Source organism: Streptomyces sp. NPDC090442, from assembly GCF_044769405.1.
Taxonomy (GTDB): domain Bacteria; phylum Actinomycetota; class Actinomycetes; order Streptomycetales; family Streptomycetaceae; genus Streptomyces.
Map to the genome: position 1 here is coordinate 94,066 of NZ_JBIVXW010000017.1, position 18,587 is coordinate 112,652.

The window sequence follows — 18,587 nt, forward strand, 5'->3', positions numbered from 1 at the left end:
GGAGCCCCAAAAGGCCCCGAAGGTGCGCGAGTTCCGCATGGCCGACCTGGCCAGGGAGGCCGGCATCACCGTCCGCACGCTGCGCTTCTACCGCGAGCGCAAGCTGCTGCCGCCGCCCCGCCGGGAGGGCCGGATCGCCTGGTACAGCGAGCACCACCTGGCCCGACTGCGCACCATCACCGCCCTGTTGGAGCGCGGCCACACCCTGGGCGGGATCGCCGAGCTGTTCACCGCCTTCGAGACCGGCCGCGACGTCGGCGAACTCCTCGGCCTGCCCAGCCCGTTGCTGACCCCCTGGTCCGAGGAGACCCCGGTCCGCCTCGCGCCGGAGGAGCTGGCCGACCACTTCAGCGGCGAGGTCACCGCGGAGAACCTCACCGCCTCACTGGCGATCGGCTATCTGGCCGTGGACGGCGACGAGTTCGTGCACATCAGCCGCCGCCTGCTGGACGCCTCCACCAGCCTGGTCGCCCAGGGCATCCCGCTCGGCGCCGTCCTGGAGGCCGGCCGCAAGGTCCGCGCGCACGCCGACGCGCTCGCCGACGTCTTCACCACCCTCATCCGCGCCCACGTCGTCACCACCCTGCAGGACCTCCCACGGGCCACCGAGACCGTGGAGAACCTCCGCCCGCTCGCCAAGGGCGTCGTCGAGGCCGAGGTCTCCATGGCCATGGACCGCCGCATCCGCGCGGAACTGGAGAGCCTCCTGGGCGGCGCGAAGGCGGACGCCGGGGGGGACGCGGCCCGGGAGGACGCACCCCAACGGGACGCGCCCCACAACGGGCAACCGCCCGGGCGGGATTGACCCCGCCCGGGCGGCACCCGGAAGACCGGCGCGCTACGCCCCGTAGACCACCGTCACCGGCGCATGGTCGCTCCACCGCCGGTCATAGCTCTCCGCCCGCTCCACGTACGCCTTGACGGCACGAGCGGCCAGCCCCGGCGTGCACATGTGGTAGTCGATGCGCCACCCCGCGTCGTTGTCGAACGCCCGCCCGCGGTAGGACCACCACGAGTACGGCCCCTCGACGCCCCGGTGCAGCGCCCGGACGGCGTCCACATAGCCGCCCTCGGCCGCGTCCAGCACGGTGGACAGCCAGGTCCGCTCCTCCGGCAGGAAGCCGGACTTCTTCTGGTTGGCCTTCCAGTTCTTCAGGTCGGCCTCCTGGTGCGCGATGTTCCAGTCGCCGCAGACGACCACCTCGCGGCCGTCCGCCGCGGCCCGCTCGCGCAGCCCGACGAGGTAGGGCAGGAACTCCGCCATGAAGCGTTCCTTCTCGTCCTGCCGCTCGGTGCCGACCTCGCCGGAGGGCAGGTAGAGGCTGGCCACCGTCACCCCGGGCAGATCGACCTCGACGTACCGCCCGCTGTCGTCGAACTCCGCCGACCCGAAGCCGATCCGCACCCGCTCCGGCTCCCGCCGGGTGTAGAGCGAGACCCCGGCCCGGCCCTTGGCGGCCGCCGGGGCGTGCACCACGTGCCAGCCCTCCGGCTCCCGCACCTCGGCCGGCAACTGGGCGGTCTCGGCCCGCACCTCCTGGAGGCACAGCACATCGGCGTCGGTCCCGGCCAGCCACGGCAGGAAGCCCTTCTTGGCCGCGGCCCGCAGCCCATTCACGTTCACACTGGTCACGGTCAGCATCCCGGCACCCTAACCCGCCGGCCCGCCGGCCCCGCCCCGGCCGCCTTCCGGTCCGCCCGCGCGCTTCCGTACGCTTCGGGGAATGGAGATACGCGCCGTCCGCTACGACCACCCCGACGCGGCCCGCCTCGACGAAGAGGTCCAGCAGGAGTACGCCCGGCGCTACGGGGACGGCGACCTGACGCCGCTGGCCCCGGAGATGTTCCTGCCGCCGCTCGGCCTGTACCTGATCGCCTACGAGGACGGCCGGCCGCTGGCCACCGGCGGCTGGCGGGTCCAGGAGGACACCGCGGAGGGGTACGCCCCCGGCGACGCCGAGATCAAGCGGATGTTCGTGGTGCCCGGGGCCCGCGGCCGCGGACTGGCCCGGCGCATCCTGGCCGCCCTCGAAGACGACGCCCGGACCGCCGGCCGCCTCCGGATGGTGCTGGAGACCGGCAGCGAACAGCCCGAGGCGCTCGCCCTCTACGCCTCCAGCGGCTACGCCCTGGTCGAGAAGTTCGGCTACTACCGGACCTACGAGTCCAGCCGCTGCATGGCAAAACCGCTGGTCACGGCCGAGTAGCGGCCCGGCCGCCACCCCTTTCCCGACCCGGCGGGACACCCGCGCTTTGACAGGCCCCTGACCGCTCTCCATACTCATTCCACTAATGAACTAGTTAAAGGGGGGATCTCGCATGCACGACCCGAGCCCGGGCCCCTGGGCGATCGAGGCCGACAACGTGGGCAAGCAGTACCGCCGTCGCTGGGCACTGCAGGAGTGCTCCTTCCGGCTCCCGACCGGGCGGGTGGCCGCCATGGTCGGCCCCAACGGCGCCGGCAAGAGCACCTTCCTCGGCCTCGCCGCCCGCCTGCTCCAGCCGACCACCGGCACCCTGCGGCTCGGCGGCGTCCCAGTCACCGACCCGACCGTGCTGACCCGCGTCGCCTTCCTCGCCCAGGACAAGCCGCTCTACCCGCGCTTCACGGTCGCCGACACGCTCCGCCTCGGCCGCGAGCTCAACCCGACCTGGGACCAGGCGCTCGCCGAGCGCATCGTCCGCTCCGGCGACATCCCGCTGACCGCCAAGGTCGGCGCGCTCTCCGGCGGCCAGCGCACCCGCGTCGCCTTCGCGCTCGCCTTCGGCAAGCGCCCCGCGCTGCTGCTGCTCGACGAGCCGATGTCCGACCTGGACCCGCTGGCCCGCGACGAGCTGTCCGGCCTGCTGATGGCCGAGGCCGCCGAGCACGGCACCACCGTCCTGATGTCCTCCCACCTGCTGTCCGAGGTGGAGGAGATGTGCGACTACCTCCTCGTCCTGGCCGGCGGCCGACTGCGGATGGCCGGCCCGACCGACGAACTGGTGCCCGCGCACGCCCTGGTGACCGGTCTGGCCGCCGACGGCCGGGTGCCCAAGGAGCTGACCGACCGGCACACCCTCGTCGACGCCCGCGTCAACGGGCGGCAGTTCAGCGCGCTGCTCCGCCCGACCGGCCCGCTCGCCACCACGCCCGCGTCCGACGGGGGCGCCGGCTGGGACGTCGTGACGCCGAGCCTGGAGGAGATCCTGCTGGCCTGCATGCGCGCCCCGGACGCCCCCACCCTGATCGTGGACGACGCCGAGAAGGAGACCGCGGCATGACCACCGCCACCACGCACCTCAAGACCGCCGCGTCGCCGAGCACCGGCACCGGCCCGCTGCGCGGCGTCCTGTGGCTGGTCTGGCGCCGGCACCGCGCCGCGCTGCTCGCCGGCATCCTGGTCACCCTCGCCGCCTGCGCGCTCTTCTCGTACCAGCGGATCGGGCTGGTGGAGTTCCTCGGCGGCCAGAACGTCACCCGGGAAGCCTTCCACGAGGACTTCCAGCGCGGCTACGCCTCGATGTTCAACGGCGACCTCCAGTTCCTCCAGCTCATTCCGGTGGCCGTCGCCGTCTTCCTGGGCGCCCCGCTGATCTCCTCCGAACTGGAGCGCGGCACCCTCCAGTTGGTGACCACCCAGTCCGTCAGCCGCGGCCGCTGGCTCGCCGCCACCCTGGCGCTGCCGTTGACCGTCGTGACCGTGTGCACCGCCCTGTTGGCGACGGTCTTCCAGTGGCTCTGGTCGCCCGCCCACACCCTGGTCGTCGGCGGCGACTGGCTGCACAGCGGCCCGTTCGACGTCACCGGCCCGATGCTGGCCGCCGAGACCCTCTTCCTCACCGCCTGCGGCATCGCCCTGGGCAAGCTGATCAAGCGGACGGTGCCGGCGATGCTGACGACCGCGGTCACCGCCATGGTGCTGAGCGTCGTCTGGAGCGAGAAGCTGATGCCGAAGCTGGGCACGCTCCGCAGCATCACCCACCCCGTCAACGGCGACGCCCCCGCCCTGCCGAACGGCTCGGTCCAGATGGACGACTGGGTCGCCACCGCCGACGGCCGCCTCTTCGGCTTCAGCACCTGCGTCCACGACGCCCACCCCGACGCCTGCCGGGCCGACAAGGGCATCGTCAACCACGTCACCCAGTACCTGTCCTTCGACCAGATGCCCGGCATGCAATGGCTCGGCGCGGGAATCCTGCTGGCGCTGACCGCGGCGGTGCTGGCGTTCGTGGTGTGGCGGGCCCGCCGGCGGCCGCTCTGAACGGGCGAGCGGGCCACCGCGGCGGGCGCTTTGACAGCCGCCGCGGACGGCCCGATCATCAAGCGGTCGACGGGCGCGGCGCCGGCAAACGAGCCGACCGCACCGCGCCGAGCACGGAGGAAGGAAGGGGGTGAGCGCCGTCGAGTTCCGGATCGACCGCCGCAGCGGCGTCGCCACCTACCTCCAGATCGTCCAGCAGGTCCAACAGGCGCTGCGGCTGGGCATCCTGGTGGAGGGCGACCGGCTGCCCACGGCCGCGCAGGTCGCCGCGACGACCAAGGTCAACCCCAACACCACGCTCAAGGCGTACCGCGAGCTGGAGCGCGAGGGCCTGGTCGAGCCGCGGCCCGGCCTGGGCACCTTCGTCAGCCGCACCCTGGCCCGCCCGGACTCGGCCGCGGACGCCGTGCTGCGCGAGGAGTTGCGCGCCTGGATGGACCGCGCCCGCGCCGAGGGCCTGGACCGCGAGGACGCCCGGGCGCTGCTGAACTCCGTCCTGGAGGACCGCTTCCCGGAGACGTGAGCGCCGACCGTCCTCCTACGGGAAGGACCAGCCATCCTGTAGGAGGACGGCCCCGGCATCACACCCCGTCGCCGCTCTCCCCGCTCCCGCTCCCGTCCCCGTCGGGGCACCGCGCCCCCCGCAGATCAACGGTGGCCTGCGCCCCGCCCCCGGGCGGATTGGCGAAGCCCAGCCCGGCGCCGAGCACCCGGGCCTGGCCGACCGCGATGGTCAGCCCGAGCCCCAGCCCCGTCCCACCCCGGCCGCCGCCGGTGCGGAACCGCTGCGGGCCGTGCGTCAGCAGCGACTCCGGGAAGCCCGGCCCGGTGTCCCGGACCCGTATCACCCCGTCGTCGACCTCGACGGTCACCGGCGCCGCCCCGTGCCGCCGGGCATTGCTGATCAGGTTGACCAGGATCCGCTCGACCCGCCGCGGATCGGTCTCCACCAGCCCGTCGGCCAGCACCCGCACCCGTATCCCGCCGTTCGCCCCCGCCCGGGCCGCGCCGGAGCCCGCGCCCCCGGACCCGCCGCCCCGGCCGGCCGCCGCCGCGACCGCCCGGTACGCCAGCTCCCCCAGCGGCCGCACCTCCCGGTCCGCCTCCTCGGTGCGGGCGTCCAGCCGCGCCACCTCCAGCACGTCCTCCATCAGCCCGCGCACCCGCTCGGCCCGGTCCCGGACCAGCTCGGCGGGCCGGGACGGCGGCAGCAGCCCGGCCGCGGTGACCAGCCCGGCGACCGGCGTGCGCAGCTCGTGGGCGATGTTCGCGGTGACGTCGCGCTCGGCCCGCAGCCGCCCGGAGAGCGCCTCGGCCATGGTGTTCACCGCCGCGGTGAGCTGCGCGATCTCGTCGTTCCCGGTGCGCGGCAGGCGCGCGCCCAGGTCGCCCTCGGCGATCCGCTGGGCGGTCGCCGCGGAGGCGGTCAGCCGCCGCCCAAGCCGGTGCGCGACCAGCAGCCCGACCACGCAGCCCAGCGCGGTCCCGGCCGCCCCGGCCCCCCACAGCATCCGGTCCAGCGCCTCGACGGTCTGCTGCTCCCGGTCGTAGGGGCGCTTGAGCGCGACGATGTCCGGCCCCAGCCTGGTGGCCGCCCACAGGTACGGCGTCCGGCCGCTGAGGTCCAGGTAGACGCCCCGCCGGCCGCCCTCGGCCAGCGCCTTCAGCGGGCGCGGCAGGTCAGGGGGGTTGATCAGCCCCCGCCCGGTGTCGATCCCGGCGGCCCGGTCCTGGGCGGTGGTCTGCAGCCGGCTGTCCAGGGTGTGCCCGGACAGGTCGAGCTGCGCGTTGACGGTGTGGTGGTGGACGAGCACGCCGACGAGGACCGCGACCACCGCCGCAGTGGCGGAGATCGCGATGCCGATCTTGGCGCGCAGGCCCATCCGTTCCCTTCTTCCGTTCCTCTCGGCCCCCGGCGCGTCCCCGCGCCCGCGGCCTCCCGGACGCCGCGCTACTCGACGTCGGGCAGGTGCAGGCTCACCCGTCCCAGCTCGGCGGCCTTCTCGCCGTGGAGCTCGGGCGCGACCACCCCGGCGCTGGAGTAGTACGCGAACCCCGGCAGCCGCTGGAGGCCGCTCAGCGTCACCTTGACCCGGTACGGCTCACGGGTGCACTGCGGGGCGCACCAGTTCCCGCTCAGCCCGCCGGAGGCGACCGCGGTCGGGCCGCCCCAGGACTCCCAGTGCAGCCCGGTCAGGCGCGCGGAGTCCCCCAACGGGAGCGCGTCCGGGCGCTGCAACGGGCGCCCCAGCGTGTCCGCCGCGTAGACCGGTCCGATCCGCGCGGACGGGGCGACCGCCGGCCCCTCGTCCCGCAGCAGCGGCCGGGGCCCGCCGCATCCCGCGAGCGCGGCGGCGAGCAGCCCGGTGAGCAGCACGGCGCCCGCGGCCTTGGCGGTGACGGTCGCTGGTCTCACGGATTCCTCGGGCGGACGGACGGGCTGGGGCTGTGCACCAGGTTCACCCTGTGTGCACAGGGACGTACCGCCGTGCGCACACAAGAGCGAATACCTGTTTCCCGACAAATGTAACGGCGCTCCCCTCGAACCGACGCCCCGATCGTCTCGTCCGCCCCAACCCTCCCCCTACCCCTCCCTTGACCCTCACGCAACGTCAGGCCGCACCCTTGATCGACACCGCACCGCGACCGGCCGCTGACGGCCGCACGGCGCCACCACCCGCACGAAAGGCGCCCCATGCGATACCCGGTGGGCCAGGTCTCCGCCGTCGCCGGGGTCACCGTCCGCACCCTGCACCACTACGACCGCACCGGCCTGCTCCGCCCCAGCGACCGCAGCCCCGCCGGCTACCTCCTCTACAGCAACGCCGACCTCGCCCGGCTCCGACAGATCCTCTTCAACCGAGAGCTCGGCTTCCCGCTCGACGAGATCGCCACGATCCTCCAGGCCCCCCAGGCCAACGCCCTCGACCAGCTCCGCGCCCGGCACCGCCGACTCACCGAGGAGATCGCCCGGCTCCGGCGCCCGCCTGCGCACCGCCGGCCACGACGTCACCGTCGCCACCCACGACACCTACGCCCCACTCGTCCGCGCCGCCGGCCTCACCTTCCGCCCCCTCCCCACCGACCCGCGCGCCACCGCCGGCCCCCCCCCACCGCCCGCCGCGCCCTGCTGCGCCGGGCCGCCGCCTTCATCGAGCAGCTCGGCAACGGCATGGCCGACGCCGCCACCCCCGACACCGAACTGCTCCTGCTGTCCACCACCGCCCCGCTCGGCTGGCACCTCGCCGAGGCCCTGGGCATCCCCTCCGTCGGCGCCTACCTCCAACCCACCGCGCCCACCCGCGCGTTCGCCCCCGTTGTCGGCGGCGGCCGCTCGCTCGGCTGCTGGGGCAACCCTGCCGCCGGCCGCCTCTCCCTCCGCGTCCTCGACCGCCGCCACGCCGACGCAGTCCGCACCCTCCGCACCCTCCGCACCCTCCGCACCCGCCTGGACCTGCCCCCGGCCACCCCGCGCGCAACCCGCCGCCGCGCTGAGGCCGCCAACTGGCCGGTCCTGCACGGCTTCAGCGAACTCCTCGTCCCCCGCCCCGCCGACCGGCGCCCCGGTCTGACCTCACCGGCCACTGGTGGCCCCACCTCGCCCCCGACACCCAACTAGGACTTCCCCACCTCCGGCCCACCCCCGATCGCCGTCGGCTTCGACTCCATGCCCACCACCGACGCCGAACGCCTCAGCACCCTCGCCGTCCGCGCCCTCCACCGCGCCGGCACCCGCGGCATCCTCCCCGCCAGCAACGCCAACCTCACCACCCCCTCCCCCACCAACAACATCCTCACCGTCACCCCCCGTCCCCCACGCCCTCCTCTTCCCCCGCCTCGCCGCCACCGTCCACCACTGCGGCGCCGGCACCACCACCCCGACCCTCCGCGCCGGCACCCCTCCGTCCCCGTCCCCGTTCACCGGCGACCAGCCCTTCTGGGCCGCCCGCCTCGCCTCCCTGGGCGCCGCCACCCCCGCGCTCCCCTTCGCACCCTCACCGAGAAACTCCCCCTCGACGACGCCGCCACCCGCCTCGCCACCACCTTCACCGAGGCCACCACCCCGGTTGCTCCACACCCTCACCCACCACCTAGCCCCCTGACCTCACACCCCCTCAACACCCCACCAACGCAAAAGCCCCCACCGGTTTCCCGGTGGGGGCTTTCCTGTTGCAGTGGACCTGAGGGGACTCGAACCCCTGACCCCCTCGTTGCGAACTACGTGCAGTGAGGTCGCTGGGGCCATCCCGCCTGATCAGTCGGCTCGTGAGAGGCAACGACAGTCGCCGGAAGTCGTCACGGTTGCTGTACTTCGCTGCTGTACAGCGCAGCCGGGCTGCCCCGGGCGTTACGAAGCGGGCCCCTTTACCTCCTCGGGTAGGAAGGTCTCGTCATCCCCGAAGTCCGGGGCCTGGAAGGGGTTTGTCGTCGGAGCCGGCGATGCCGCAGTGGAACAGCGGGATTGCCCTTCCGGGGCGGAGAACAGCGACGTCACATCGATGAGAGAGCTCCCTTTCGTTACAGGTCCCTGAAGGGGCCTGGCGTGCCGTGACCGGGCACAGCGGTCCTACAGCTTGGTCATCTTGGCGTACGGGCTCAAGATCCGCATTTGCGCCGAGCCGAAGTCCACGAGCGCCGCGACTCCATCCTCGATGTCGACTACCCGACCAAGGCCGTAGATGTCGTGTGTGACCTGGTCGCCCTTGGCGAAGTGCTTGGGCGCCAGCGTGACCGGGGCCTTGAAGGGGCTGGTGGGCAAATGACGCTTCGGTGCATCGGGCTTTGTCATTGCCCCCAGTATGGGCCTACCTGCATCCCGCTGACTGCGGCCGTGCGTGGCCGATGCTCGGCGCCGACCCGGACGTCAACACCCCGCTGTTCCCCCTGGGATCTGGCACGGATGTGGCACGCGTTTCAAGGCGTCCAGCCGTCGCCTCACCACCATCTTTTACCCACCACCCACCCCCGCTTCCATCCCGTACGCCACGACGGACCCGCAGCAGGGAGCGGCGCCCCCTGCCCCCGGTGCCGGCCGGTCCCCCGCCGGAGGCACTGTTCTGACCGGGGCCGTGTGTACGGTGATCGACTCATAGCCGCTGACCTATCCGCGTGTGGGCGCGCGTCGGCGCAGCGCGGGCGGAGCGGGCCGGAGGCAGGAGCGGCGCCCGCAGCGGAGCCGGAAGCGCGCCCGGCGGAGCGGAGCGCAGCCGGGGCTTGATGAGGTAGAGAAACCTGTAACAGACCTCCCGGCGCTCGGGACGGCTAATTGGGCCTCTTGCGCGGTTCTACGTTCCGTGGTGACCTCACTACGGATGATCGGCTTCGGGGGGAGCGCCGTGGACGAACTGGTGGTCAAGCGTTGGCAGAAGAACGGCAAGGACCGGCTCTACGTGAATCGCGCCGGGGCGCGGGGGCAGGCTGTCGCCTGGTACGACCGCATCACGGACGAGATGCATGTCGTGGTCGAAGAGCTACGGGACGCGGCCACGGCGAAGATCGCAGAGTGGCGCCGCATCAACGACTCCCCAGCACCGAGCAAGAGCGAGCGGCCTACCACTCCAACAAGCCTTCAGACGAAGGCTGTGCCGCCGCTTCCCACCTTGACTCCAGACGATGACCTCGCTTCTAACCGCCCCGGCGCAGCGCTTCAGGAGATGGCACGCGCTAAGGAGTTGGAGCACAGTCGACTCGTCCGTCTGGCTTCCCGTCTGACACGGGGGACGCTTGTGCCCGAAAGCATCCGGAGCGGCCTAGCAGGTGAGTTAGCAGTCGGATCTGCACTTGAGCGGTTGGTTCCCGCCGGCTGGCACGTCCTTCACGGGATCCAGTGGCCGAGCGGTAGCGACATCGACCACCTGGTGATCGGTCCACCCGGAGTGTTCACCGTCAACGCCAAGCACCATGCAGGCGCAAGCGTGTGGGTTGGTGACGTGATGCTGCGCGTTAATGGCGGTAGTACCGATTACCTGCGGAACAGCCAGTTTGAAGCTGCGAGAACCGCGAAACTGCTTCGCCACTGGTGCGGTCGGGACATCCCCGTCCAACCAGTGATCGGGGTCGTAGGCGCGCAGTCGATCAAAATCGAGGGGCGTGACCCGACGGTGCTGGTACTCAACGCTGACAGCATTGACCAGGCCCTGGCTGCTCGGCCTCACGCGTTGTCCGCCAGCCAAGTGGCTTCGATCTATGCGGTTGCACGGCACAAGCAGGTGTGGCTGACGAAGCGCTCGAAGAAACGAACGCGGTGATCTCCCCCGTGCTACTGCCCCAGGGTTTACCCAAGAGCGTCGGCCCGCTCGGCAAGGGCACGTAGCTCGTCGGACGCTGCGCGGCCGGCCACGAGGATCAATTCTCTGATGACCTCCCGCGCAGCGATGTGCGTACCAATCATCTCGGGGGCCAGCTCTTCGGCCTTGAGCAGGCAATCCAGGGCATCACCGAAATGCCTCCTCTGGGCGTGGGCGCGCCCGAGGTCCATCAACAGCCTCGCTTGACGCTCGACGGACAGTTCACTGGCGTCGAGGTCTTCGGCAATGTCCAGGGCTTCACCAGCGTCGCCTAGATCTACGGCCGTTGATACGGCTTGGATCTCTACGTTGGTCGGGCCGAACTCCAGGTTGAAGTCATTGCGATCTTCGCCTAGTTGGCGCGCTACGACCCGGGCCTTCTCGATCTGGGTCCGAGCGGCCCCGCGTTCGCCGGCTCGTGCATGAACGAGGGCGAGCATTAGGTGCAGTGAGCCTAAGACCGACAGATGAGCGGGCGTCGGGTCGTGATCTTCTACGTAGCGCTGCAACGCATTCACGGCCACGGTGGTGGCGTGCCCGGCCTGGTCGAGGTGCTTCAGCCGCACGAAGGCGTGAGCGAGTCGAAAGATCCCGGCGAAGACTCCCAACGGATCGCCCGACAGTTCCGCTTCCCGGATGGCGCGGTCTGCGGATACCCACGCTGCATCTGGTTCGTTCTGCCGGACAAAGGCAGCTGCGAGCGCTTGGTAGGTGCGCGCGGTCAGCCCATGTAGCTCTGCCCGGTACTCCTCGGGTGCTGTCCGAGTCGCTCGTTCAAGCCTGGGCACCAACGGTCCGAGTGCAGCGCTGAGTTCGGCGAACCGGACTGTGTGAGTCAGGTCCCAGATCTTGTCGGCGGCTTCGCGCAGATCCTGCATGGTGCTCGGCCTGAAGTCCCCCGCGCGGCGTGAGGAGAACATCGACCGCGGGATGTCCGGAGAGAACAAGGCGCGCTTGATCGAGGTCGTTCGTCGCAGCTTCCGCGGCCGGCTCCGGCCCGGCGGCCGGCGGGGCGTCTGGCTGAAGAACTTGGAGCGGTACGCCCAATCCGTCAGCGAGCAGGCGCAGCACGTCCAGACGGTTGACCGGCTGAATCTCTCGCTCCACCTGGGAGAGCCAGCTCGCGGTCCGTCCAATCGCCGCTGCCAGCTCACTCTGGGTCAAGCCGCGCTGCTCGCGCAGGTCAGCCACTCGCGCGCCAAAGACGCGCTGCTCCTCGGAACTCACTGCCGGTCTGCCACCTTCCCCGCGTTCACGTCGAGGAAAGACACCTCGACACCGGAAAGGTACTGGTCACGCTCGGCCAGGAAGTTCTTCATGTGGGGCTGGGCCTCGTGCGCGTCGAACGCTGCGCGGTCGGCGTACAGCTCGTAGAACACCCGCACCGTGGTCTGTGGAAGAAGCGCGTACCTTCCTCGAAGCTGCACGCTCGGCCGCTGGTCCGCTCTACCCGGCCTACGTGCTCGTCCTGGTGATGGGCTTCCGCAGGGGCGAGGTGCTGGGCCTCACCTGGAACAGCGTGAACCTGGACGCCGGGGAGGTCACTGTGGAGCAGCAGTTGCAGCGCATCGCCCGCCGCCTCGTGCACGACGAGACCAAGACCGAAGCATCGACGGCCGTCCTGCCGCTCCCCGAGATCTGCGCGACGGCGCTCCAACTCCGGCGCAGGGCTCAGGAGTCGGCCGGCGAACTGTGGACGGACTCCGGCTTCGTGTTCACCACGCGCTACGGCACGCCGATCGAACCGCGGAACTTCAACCGGGAGTTCGTCGCCCGGGCGGACAAGGCCGGCGTCCGGCGAATCCGGCTGCACGACACCCGCCACACCTGCAGTTCGCTCCTCGCAGCCCTCGACGTGCACCCCCGGATCGCGAGGCAGATCCTCCGGCACAGCAAGATCGCGGTGACGATGGAGATCTACACGCACGTCCCGTCAGAATCGACGCGGAAGGCGCTGCGGAAGCTGGGCAAGCACCTGAGTAATCAGGGCGAGCCAACGTAGTTGCTGTACTTCGCTGCTGTACGACGAGAAAGAACCCCTGCCGGATCTCTCCGGCAGGGGCTCTGACGTCGGTGGACCTGAGGGGACTCGAACCCCTGACCCCCTCGTTGCGAACGAGGTGCGCTACCAGCTGCGCCACAGGCCCTTGCGACGAGTGAAACTCTAGCATCCTCCTCGCCGTGCTCGGAAATCGCTTCCGCCGCTGGTCAGTGCGAGGGCCTCACTCGTTTGCCGCGCGCGGGCGGTCCTCGTCCTCGTACTGGTCGAAGAGCGGGGTGCGGCCGCGGGCGCGGCGGCCCGGGTGGGTGGGGCGGTCCTGCGAACCGTTGGGGCGCGGGCGCTCGGTGACGGAGCTGGAGCGGGCGGAGCTCCAGGCGTCGTCGGCGTCCAGGTCGACGTGGCTGGTGGCGCGCGGGGCGACCGGGGCGGTGACGTAGGTGGGGAGCGGGACCGGGACGGGCTCCCAGCTACCGGCGGCCGGGCGCGGGCGCTCGCGCTGCTGGTCGACCCACTCGGCGTGGTCGGTCTGCTCGACGAGGGCGCGGGCGCCGGAGGCGTGCGGGGGCACCGCCGGGCGGGACGACTCCGGGGCGGGCTCGACGTCAGCGTGGGCGTCGGGCTGGTGGTCGGCGGCGGGCGGCTGGTCGGCCGCCTGGTGAGGGCGGGGCCGGCCCTCCCGCAGCCGCTGCGCTGCCGCCTCCGCCTTGCGCTGGTCCATGGTGAAGGTGAAGCGACGACGCTCCTGGGCGCGCAGATGAACGATGTACGCGGTCAGGAGCACGGCCGGCAGAGCGGGGGCCCAGAGGAAGGCCAGACCGCCGACGGCCGCGGCGATCGCGCCGCCGGTGAAGGCGAAGAACAGCACGGTGATGGTGCGTCGGCGACGGGCCAGGACCTTGGCGCGCTTGGTGCGGTCGGCGAGCGAGGGGCGCTGCGGGGCGGCCTGCGCGCGGGCGGGGGCGTCGCCGGGGAGGGCCGGGGCCGGTTCGGGGTCGCCGAAGGACCGGGCGCCGGCCGGTTCGTCCGTGGCGTCCGGGTCCCGCTCGTCGCCGGCATCGTCGGCGGGGCACGCCCCGTGCTCCTTGTCGTAGCGGCGCTGCATGGCCGCGCGCCCGGACAGGAGCCGGATGGCCGTGCTGAAGCGCTCGGTGGGACGGGCCTCGTTGAGCTCGTCCTGTCTACGGAGCCACATCGGCACCAAATAGGCGGCCCAGGCCCCGACGATGACTGCGTAGATGAGGCCGCTGCTTCTCACAACTCACACGGTAGAGGGGTTTGCACGGGGCCATCCGCCAATTGAGCCGGTGTGTCGCACGATCTGGCTGATATCTCGAACTTTTTTTGTGATTGTTGCGATGGAGTTGTGGTGAATGCGGTGAGCCCGACGACGCAATTCGAACAGGCTTTTCATTTGTGGGATGTGTCGGAGCGGTCGGGCGCGCCGGGTTTCCGACTGTGCCAGCGGTTGAGGAGCCCTTCGGGCGCTTCGTCGGCGGTGAGCGCGAAAACCGCGTGGTCGCGCCAGGCGCCGTCGATGTGGAGGTAGCGCGGGCGGATGCCTTCGGCGCGGAAGCCGAGTTTCTCCACGACGCGAAGGCTGGGGGCGTTTTCCGGCCGAATGCAGACCTCGATGCGGTGCAGTCCGACGGTGCCGAAACAGTGGTCGACGGCGAGCGCCACGGCGGTCGGCATCACGCCACGGCCGGCGACTTCCCGGTCGACCCAGTAACCGATATGGCCCGAGCACATCGAGCCCCACGTGATGCCGGCGACGGTGAGCTGACCGACGAGTCGGCCGCGGTATTCGATGACGAACGGCAGCATCCGGCCGGCGTGCGCCTCGGCCCGCAGATGACGGACCATCTGCCGGAAGGTGGGGCGGTGCGGCACGGGGATGCCGGGCGGGGCGGGCGGGACCGTCGCCTCCCAGGGGCGCAGCCAGTCGCGGTTGCGGCGGTTGACCTCGCGCCAGGGGCGTTGGTCGCGCAGCTTTATCGGGCGGAGGGAGACCTCTCCGTCCGTCAGGACCACCGGCCAGGGCGTGTTCAGCTCGGGCTCCCGGAAGGTCTGGGGTGGTCGCCGCCGCGGATCTGGTCGACCGCGTGCGGCAGCAGGTCGGCGAGGACGGCCAGGCCGTCGCGGACCCCGCCGGTCGAGCCGGGGAGGTTGACGATCAGGGTGCGGCCGGCGACGCCGGCCAGGCCGCGGGAGAGCGCGGCGGTGGGCACCTTGGCCCGGCCAGCGGCGCGGATCGCCTCGGGGATGCCGGGGACCTCGTGGTCCAGGACGCGGCGGGTGGCCTCGGGGGTGCGGTCGGTGGGCGAGATGCCGGTGCCGCCGGTGGTCAGGACGACGTCGTAGCCGGCGGCGACGGCGTCGCGCAGGGCGGCCTCGACGGGGTCGCCGTCGGGGACGACCCGGGGGCCGTCAACCGCGAAGCCCAGCGCGGCCAGCCCCTCGACGAGCAGCGGGCCGCCCTTGTCCTCGTAGACGCCGGCGGCGGCGCGGTTGGAGGCGGTGACGACCAGGGCGCGGGCGGAGGTCACGACCGGCTCCAGTCACCGGACTTGCCGCCGGTCTTCTCCTCGACGCGGATGTCGGAGATCACCGCGGCCTTGTCGACCGCCTTGACCATGTCGACGACGGTGAGCGCGGCGACCGAGACCGCGGTCAGGGCCTCCATCTCCACACCGGTGCGGTCGGTGGTCTTGACGGTGGCGGTGATCTCGACGGCCTCGTCGGTCACCGAGAGGTCCACCGTCACCCCGGAGACGGCCAGCGGGTGGCACAGCGGGATGAGGTCGGGGGTGCGCTTGGCGCCCAGGATGCCGGCGATGCGGGCGGTGGCCAGCGCGTCGCCCTTGGGGACGCCCTCGCCACGCAGCAGCTCAACGACGCTCGGCGCCACCAGGACGCGGCCGCGAGCGCGGGCGGTCCGGGCGGTGACGTCCTTGTCGGAGACGTCGACCATGCGGGCCGCACCGGCCGCGTCGAGGTGGGTGAGGTGTTGCTGACCGCTGCTCATCGTTCTCCCGGTCCATACTGCCGCCTTGTGGGACGACACCGTACCCCCGGGCCTGGTACGGGAAGCGCCACGGGCTGCCCGGAACGCGTGCTTCCGGGCGGGCGTCAGCAGGGGGCGAGCGGGATGACGTCGACGGTGGCGTCGGCGGGGACCTCGGTGACGTCCTCGGGGACGACGATCAGGGCGTCGGCTTGGGCCATGGCCCGGATGAGGTGGGAGCCGCTGCCACCGACGGGGGCGACCGTGCCGGCCACCGGGTCGTAGGAGCCGCGGAGGAACTGCCGCTTGCCGGCCGGCGAGGAGCCCAGCGGCGCGGTGACGCGGGCCCGGACGGTGCGGCGGTGCACCTCGGGGTGGCCCATCAGCGTCCGGATCACGGGGCGGACGAACAGTTCGAAGGAGACGTAGGAGCTGACGGGGTTGCCGGGGAGGGCGAGCAGCGGGATGCGGTCGGGGCCGATCAGGCCGAAGCCCTGGGGCTTGCCGGGCTGCATGGCCAGCCTGCGGAACTCCACCCGGCCGTGCTCCGCGGCGAGGTCGGTCAGGGTCTCCTTGACGACGTCGTAGGCGCCGACGCTGACGCCGCCGCTGGTGACCAGGACGTCGGCGCGGTCGTACTGGTCCTCCAGGGCGGCGCGCAGGGCCTCGGCGTCGTCCGCGACGGCACCGACGCGGTAGGTGAGCGCGCCGGCGGCGCGGGCGGCGGCGGTGAGCTGGAAGCTGTTGGAGTCGTGGATCTGACCGGGGCCCAACGGCTCGCCGGGCGGGACCAGTTCGCTGCCGGTGGAGAGCACCACGACCCGGGGGCGGCGGTGGACGGTGACGGTGTCCAGGCCGAGGGCGGCGAGCAGGCCGAGCTGGGTAGGGCCGAGGACGGTGCCGGCGGGCAGGGCCGGTTCGCCGGCGCGGGCGTCGCTGCCGGCCCGGCGGATGTGGGCGCCGGCGGTGGCCGGGCGGTGTACCCGCACCTCGCCGGCGGCGTCCTGCGGGGCGGCGCTGTGGGCGCGCATGGTGGCGGCCGGTCCACGGCCGCTGCCGCCGTCGGTCCACTCGACGGGGACCACCGCGTCGGCGCCGGGCGGCACCGGGGCGCCGGTCATGATGCGGGCGGCCTGTCCGGGGCCGACGGTGGGGAGCGCGTCGCTGCCGGCGGCGACGTCGCCGAGGACGGTGAGGGCGGTCGGGGCCCCCTCGGTGGCGGCCGCGACGTCGGCGGCGCGGACCGCGTAGCCGTCCATGGAGCTGTTGTCGAACGGCGGCAGCGGCAGCGGGACGGTGAGGTCCTCGGCGAGCACGCAGCCCTGGGCGTCGAGGAGTTGCCGCCTGACCGGGGCCGGCGGCTGGATCCGCGCGAGGATGTCGTCGAGGTGGGCGGCCACCGACCAGACGCGGTCCGGTTGGTGGGTCTGGTCGGTGGTGCCGTTCAACGTCCTACATCTCCTCGGTGACGTAACTGCGCAGCCAGGCCCGGAAGTCGGGGCCCAGGTCCTCACGTTCGCATGCCAGTCTGACAATGGCACGCAGATAGTCACCGCGGTCACCGGTGTCATAGCGGCGGCCCTTGAAGACCACGCCGTGCACGGGGCCGCCGAGTTCGGGGTGGGCGGCCAACTCCTGGAGGGCGTCGGTGAGCTGGATCTCGCCGCCGCGGCCGGGGGTGGTCTTGCGCAGCACCTCGAAGACGGCCGGGTCGAGGAGGTAGCGGCCGATGATGGCGAGGTTGCTGGGCGCCTCGGCCGGCTCGGGCTTCTCGACGAGGTCGGAGACGGCGACCACGTCGTCGTCGGCGGTGGGGGTCGCGGCCGCGCAGCCGTAGAGGTGGATGCTGCCCGGGTCGACCTCCATGAGGCCGATGACCGAACCGCCGTGCTCCTCGCGGACCTCTATCATCCGGCGCAGCAGGGGGTCGCGGGGGTCGATGAGGTCGTCGCCCAGGAGGACGGCGAAGGGCTCGTCGCCCACGTGGGGCGCGGCGCACAGCACGGCGTGCCCCAGGCCCTTGGGGTCGCCCTGGCGGACGTAGTGGATGGTCGCGAGGTCGCTGGATTCCTGGACCTTGGCGAGCCGGGAGCCGTCGCCCTTGCGACGCAGGGCCTCTTCGAGTTCGTAATTGCGGTCGAAGTGGTCTTCCAGGGGACGCTTGTTGCGACCGGTGACCATCAGGACGTCGGTCAGTCCGGCCGCGGACGCCTCCTCCACCACGTACTGGATGGCCGGCTTGTCGACGACCGGCAGCATCTCCTTGGGGGTGGCCTTGGTCGCCGGCAGGAACCGGGTGCCGAGCCCTGCTGCGGGGATGACAGCCTTGCTGATCCGTGCATGCGATGGGGTCATGCGCGACACCCTAACCGCCATGGCCGGCCCCATGATGAGGGACCGGTTAAGAGATCATGAGAGCCCAAGCGAGGCCCACGATGAGCGTTGAGCACGAGGAAAAGCGCAGGTTGCGGCGGGATCTCCTGGAGGTGAGGAGGGCGTTGCCGGCCGATGTCGTGGCGGCCCGGGGAGTTGCGTTGGCGACGCGGGTGCGGGAGTTGGACGAGCTGCGGGCGGCCCCCGCCGACGCCCCGCCGACCGTCGCGGCGTATGTGTCGATCGGTGGCGAACCGGACACCCTGGCCCTGTTGGACGCGCTGCGGGCGGCGGGGGTGCGGGTACTGCTGCCGGTGCTGCTGCCCGACAACGATCTGGACTGGGCCGTATACGAGGGCGCCGAGCATCTGGTGCCGGCGGGCTGGGGGTTGCGGGAGCCGGCCGGACCGCGGTTGACCCCGCAGGCCGTCACGGAGGCGGACGTGGTGCTGCTGCCGGGGCTGGCGGTGGACCGGACCGGGCTGCGGCTGGGCCGCGGCGGCGGCTCCTACGACCGGGTGCTGGCCCGCCTGGAACGGTCGGGCAGGCGGGCGTCGCTGGTGGTGCTGCTCTACGACGACGAGGTGGTGGAGCACGTCCCGGCCGAGCGCCACGACCGGCGGGTGCACGCCGCGGTGACGCCGTCGGGGGTGCACCGCTTCCGCCACTGACCGGCG

Annotated in this window: 22 protein-coding genes and 1 tRNA gene; 9 read left to right on the forward strand and 14 right to left on the reverse strand. The window is 72.2% G+C overall.

What is annotated here, in order from left to right; genetic code table 11:
- The first annotated feature begins 37 nt into the window (after positions 1 to 37).
- On the forward strand, positions 38 to 805 hold the full coding sequence (locus ACIQU6_RS14805; protein WP_403482045.1) for a MerR family transcriptional regulator: 768 nt from the start codon (positions 38 to 40) through the stop codon (positions 803 to 805).
- Positions 806 to 838: 33 nt separating this feature from the next.
- Here the strand turns inward: ACIQU6_RS14805 and ACIQU6_RS14810 are convergent, their stop codons facing one another.
- Positions 839 to 1,642 carry an exodeoxyribonuclease III gene (locus ACIQU6_RS14810; protein WP_403481997.1) on the reverse strand — a complete coding sequence of 268 codons (804 nt, stop codon included), beginning with the start codon at positions 1,640 to 1,642 and terminating at the stop codon, positions 839 to 841.
- A gap of 82 nt (positions 1,643 to 1,724) precedes the next feature.
- On the opposite strand from ACIQU6_RS14810, the gene ACIQU6_RS14815 reads away from it, so the two are divergent.
- The 4 genes from ACIQU6_RS14815 (at position 1,725) to ACIQU6_RS14830 (ending at position 4,767) form a co-directional block, all read left to right on the forward strand.
- Entirely contained in the window at positions 1,725 to 2,207 is a 483-nt protein-coding gene (locus ACIQU6_RS14815) for a GNAT family N-acetyltransferase (RefSeq protein WP_403481998.1), read from the forward strand.
- A 112-nt stretch (positions 2,208 to 2,319) separates the two neighbouring features.
- Entirely contained in the window at positions 2,320 to 3,264 is a 945-nt protein-coding gene (locus ACIQU6_RS14820) for an ABC transporter ATP-binding protein (RefSeq protein WP_403481999.1), read from the forward strand.
- Entirely contained in the window at positions 3,261 to 4,244 is a 984-nt protein-coding gene (locus ACIQU6_RS14825; protein ID WP_403482000.1) for an ABC transporter permease subunit, read from the forward strand. Before ACIQU6_RS14820 ends, ACIQU6_RS14825 begins: the two co-directional genes overlap by 4 nt.
- Positions 4,245 to 4,374: 130 nt before the next feature.
- Positions 4,375 to 4,767: a GntR family transcriptional regulator gene (locus ACIQU6_RS14830; RefSeq protein ID WP_403482001.1), complete on the forward strand. Its 393-nt coding sequence runs from the start codon at positions 4,375 to 4,377 to the stop codon at positions 4,765 to 4,767.
- A gap of 58 nt (positions 4,768 to 4,825) precedes the next feature.
- Here the strand turns inward: ACIQU6_RS14830 and ACIQU6_RS14835 are convergent, their stop codons facing one another.
- Together ACIQU6_RS14835 and ACIQU6_RS14840 are read right to left on the reverse strand one after the other, a co-directional pair.
- The gene (locus tag ACIQU6_RS14835) at positions 4,826 to 6,127 is read right to left on the reverse strand and encodes an ATP-binding protein (protein WP_403482002.1); all 1,302 of its coding nucleotides are present in this window, start codon (positions 6,125 to 6,127) and stop codon (positions 4,826 to 4,828) included.
- 68 nt (positions 6,128 to 6,195) lie between these two features.
- A complete protein-coding gene (locus tag ACIQU6_RS14840) occupies positions 6,196 to 6,660 on the reverse strand; it encodes a hypothetical protein (RefSeq protein WP_403482003.1) in 465 nt (154 codons plus the stop codon).
- Positions 6,661 to 6,939: 279 nt separating this feature from the next.
- Here ACIQU6_RS14840 and ACIQU6_RS14845 point away from each other — a divergent pair, with 279 nt between their 5' ends.
- Entirely contained in the window at positions 6,940 to 7,863 is a 924-nt protein-coding gene (locus tag ACIQU6_RS14845; RefSeq protein WP_403482004.1) for a MerR family transcriptional regulator, read from the forward strand.
- A 948-nt stretch (positions 7,864 to 8,811) separates the two neighbouring features.
- On the opposite strand, the gene ACIQU6_RS14850 is transcribed toward ACIQU6_RS14845, so the two are convergent.
- Entirely contained in the window at positions 8,812 to 9,033 is a 222-nt protein-coding gene (locus ACIQU6_RS14850) for a hypothetical protein (RefSeq protein WP_403482005.1), read from the reverse strand.
- A 547-nt stretch (positions 9,034 to 9,580) separates the two neighbouring features.
- Between ACIQU6_RS14850 and ACIQU6_RS14855 the strand changes: the two genes are divergently transcribed.
- Positions 9,581 to 10,492, forward strand: a complete 912-nt coding sequence (locus tag ACIQU6_RS14855; protein WP_403482006.1) for a nuclease-related domain-containing protein — start codon at positions 9,581 to 9,583, stop codon at positions 10,490 to 10,492.
- Positions 10,493 to 10,518: 26 nt separating this feature from the next.
- Here ACIQU6_RS14855 and ACIQU6_RS14860 read toward each other — a convergent pair whose 3' ends face one another.
- Genes ACIQU6_RS14860 through ACIQU6_RS14870 form a run of 3 tightly spaced genes read right to left on the reverse strand, consistent with a single transcriptional unit; the run spans position 10,519 to position 11,910 of the window.
- The gene (locus ACIQU6_RS14860; RefSeq protein ID WP_403482007.1) at positions 10,519 to 11,409 is read right to left on the reverse strand and encodes a transcriptional regulator; all 891 of its coding nucleotides are present in this window, start codon (positions 11,407 to 11,409) and stop codon (positions 10,519 to 10,521) included.
- On the reverse strand, positions 11,306 to 11,758 hold the full coding sequence (locus tag ACIQU6_RS14865) for a helix-turn-helix domain-containing protein (protein ID WP_403482008.1): 453 nt from the start codon (positions 11,756 to 11,758) through the stop codon (positions 11,306 to 11,308). Before ACIQU6_RS14865 ends, ACIQU6_RS14860 begins: the two co-directional genes overlap by 104 nt.
- Positions 11,755 to 11,910 (reverse strand): putative quinol monooxygenase, encoded by a 156-nt coding sequence (locus tag ACIQU6_RS14870; protein ID WP_403482009.1) that lies wholly within the window; start codon positions 11,908 to 11,910, stop codon positions 11,755 to 11,757. Before ACIQU6_RS14870 ends, ACIQU6_RS14865 begins: the two co-directional genes overlap by 4 nt.
- Before the next feature lie 14 nt (positions 11,911 to 11,924).
- On the opposite strand from ACIQU6_RS14870, the gene ACIQU6_RS14875 reads away from it, so the two are divergent.
- On the forward strand, positions 11,925 to 12,533 hold the full coding sequence (locus tag ACIQU6_RS14875) for a site-specific integrase (protein WP_403482010.1): 609 nt from the start codon (positions 11,925 to 11,927) through the stop codon (positions 12,531 to 12,533).
- A gap of 72 nt (positions 12,534 to 12,605) precedes the next feature.
- Here the strand turns inward: ACIQU6_RS14875 and ACIQU6_RS14880 are convergent.
- The 7 genes from ACIQU6_RS14880 to galU form a co-directional block, all read right to left on the reverse strand.
- A tRNA-Ala gene (locus ACIQU6_RS14880) sits at positions 12,606 to 12,678 on the reverse strand.
- Between the two features lie 75 nt (positions 12,679 to 12,753).
- Complete coding sequence (locus ACIQU6_RS14885) at positions 12,754 to 13,788, reverse strand: hypothetical protein (protein WP_403482011.1); 1,035 nt, start codon at positions 13,786 to 13,788, stop codon at positions 12,754 to 12,756.
- Positions 13,789 to 13,940: 152 nt separating this feature from the next.
- Positions 13,941 to 14,564, reverse strand: coding sequence for a GNAT family N-acetyltransferase (locus ACIQU6_RS14890; RefSeq protein WP_403482012.1), 624 nt, complete (start codon positions 14,562 to 14,564; stop codon positions 13,941 to 13,943).
- 14 nt (positions 14,565 to 14,578) lie between these two features.
- Positions 14,579 to 15,079, reverse strand: a complete 501-nt coding sequence (locus ACIQU6_RS14895) for a molybdenum cofactor biosynthesis protein B (protein ID WP_403482013.1) — start codon at positions 15,077 to 15,079, stop codon at positions 14,579 to 14,581.
- Positions 15,076 to 15,558 carry a cyclic pyranopterin monophosphate synthase MoaC gene (gene moaC, locus ACIQU6_RS14900; protein ID WP_403482014.1) on the reverse strand — a complete coding sequence of 161 codons (483 nt, stop codon included), beginning with the start codon at positions 15,556 to 15,558 and terminating at the stop codon, positions 15,076 to 15,078. Before moaC ends, ACIQU6_RS14895 begins: the two co-directional genes overlap by 4 nt.
- A 104-nt stretch (positions 15,559 to 15,662) precedes the next feature.
- Entirely contained in the window at positions 15,663 to 16,985 is a 1,323-nt protein-coding gene (glp, locus tag ACIQU6_RS14905; RefSeq protein WP_403482015.1) for a gephyrin-like molybdotransferase Glp, read from the reverse strand.
- A gap of 4 nt (positions 16,986 to 16,989) precedes the next feature.
- On the reverse strand, positions 16,990 to 17,892 hold the full coding sequence (gene galU, locus ACIQU6_RS14910; protein ID WP_403482016.1) for a UTP--glucose-1-phosphate uridylyltransferase GalU: 903 nt from the start codon (positions 17,890 to 17,892) through the stop codon (positions 16,990 to 16,992).
- Positions 17,893 to 17,972: 80 nt separating this feature from the next.
- On the opposite strand from galU, the gene ACIQU6_RS14915 reads away from it, so the two are divergent.
- Complete coding sequence (locus ACIQU6_RS14915; RefSeq protein WP_403482017.1) at positions 17,973 to 18,581, forward strand: 5-formyltetrahydrofolate cyclo-ligase; 609 nt, start codon at positions 17,973 to 17,975, stop codon at positions 18,579 to 18,581.
- Positions 18,582 to 18,587: the final 6 nt, after the last annotated feature.

Coding starts and splice junctions, on each gene's coding strand:
- ACIQU6_RS14805 (WP_403482045.1), top strand. CDS start 38: ATGGCCGACCTGGCCAGGGAGGCCGGCATCACCGTCCGCACGCTGCGC.
- ACIQU6_RS14810 (WP_403481997.1), bottom strand. CDS start 1,642: ATGCTGACCGTGACCAGTGTGAACGTGAATGGGCTGCGGGCCGCGGCC.
- ACIQU6_RS14815 (WP_403481998.1), top strand. CDS start 1,725: ATGGAGATACGCGCCGTCCGCTACGACCACCCCGACGCGGCCCGCCTC.
- ACIQU6_RS14820 (WP_403481999.1), top strand. CDS start 2,320: ATGCACGACCCGAGCCCGGGCCCCTGGGCGATCGAGGCCGACAACGTG.
- ACIQU6_RS14825 (WP_403482000.1), top strand. CDS start 3,261: ATGACCACCGCCACCACGCACCTCAAGACCGCCGCGTCGCCGAGCACC.
- ACIQU6_RS14835 (WP_403482002.1), bottom strand. CDS start 6,127: ATGGGCCTGCGCGCCAAGATCGGCATCGCGATCTCCGCCACTGCGGCG.
- ACIQU6_RS14845 (WP_403482004.1), top strand. CDS start 6,940: ATGCGATACCCGGTGGGCCAGGTCTCCGCCGTCGCCGGGGTCACCGTC.
- ACIQU6_RS14850 (WP_403482005.1), bottom strand. CDS start 9,033: ATGACAAAGCCCGATGCACCGAAGCGTCATTTGCCCACCAGCCCCTTC.
- ACIQU6_RS14860 (WP_403482007.1), bottom strand. CDS start 11,409: ATGCAGGATCTGCGCGAAGCCGCCGACAAGATCTGGGACCTGACTCAC.
- moaC (WP_403482014.1), bottom strand. CDS start 15,558: ATGAGCAGCGGTCAGCAACACCTCACCCACCTCGACGCGGCCGGTGCG.
- galU (WP_403482016.1), bottom strand. CDS start 17,892: ATGACCCCATCGCATGCACGGATCAGCAAGGCTGTCATCCCCGCAGCA.
- ACIQU6_RS14915 (WP_403482017.1), top strand. CDS start 17,973: ATGAGCGTTGAGCACGAGGAAAAGCGCAGGTTGCGGCGGGATCTCCTG.